This window comes from Pseudomonas sp. EA_65y_Pfl1_P113 (assembly GCF_963970525.1).
GTDB lineage: Bacteria > Pseudomonadota > Gammaproteobacteria > Pseudomonadales > Pseudomonadaceae > Aquipseudomonas > Aquipseudomonas tritici.
Map to the genome: position 1 here is coordinate 1 of NZ_CAXAQM010000384.1, position 508 is coordinate 508.

A 508-nucleotide genomic window follows, 5' to 3' on the forward strand; every position below is an offset into this window, starting at 1 on the left:
GGCTCCCCCATGAATTGGCTGCGAATCACCACAGCGCTGAGCGGTATCGTGGCATGCAGCGTGCTGCTGGTGCAGCTGGCGCCGCATGCCCGTCAGGCCGGCGCCATCCTGGCCGCGCAGGACGATCCGGCGGCGCTCTCGGATGCGCAGCTCGACGTGCTGCTGCGAAACAACGACCGGCTGGTTCAGGACAATGTCGAGGCCGCGCTGGCGGCGGGCGACGCCGACCTCGCCGACAGCTTCGTCGCGCTGGCGCGTGAACGCAATATCGCGCTTTCCGACGATCTGCTCGCGCGCGTCGTCGAGGCGGTCAGGGAGCAGGGCTCGGCCGCGCATCTTGCGAAGCGGTTCGCCACCGGCCTCGTCACCGGGACCGCCGACGATGTCGCCAGCCTGTCCGGCACCGTCGCCGGCGATCTCTTCGTTATCGGCGACATCAGGGACGTCGTGCGCGAGGGCAAGCACCTTGCGATTGGTGACGACACCGATCGCCTGGTGCTGGGCCTTG

1 protein-coding gene is annotated in these 508 nt (G+C 68.9%); it reads left to right on the forward strand.

Annotation, left to right across the window (positions count from 1 at the left end; all coding sequences use genetic code 11):
• Positions 1-60: 60 nt before the first annotated feature.
• The coding region (locus AACY52_RS30180) for a hypothetical protein (protein ID WP_339561358.1) at positions 61-508 on the forward strand (448 nt) is incomplete at its 3' end.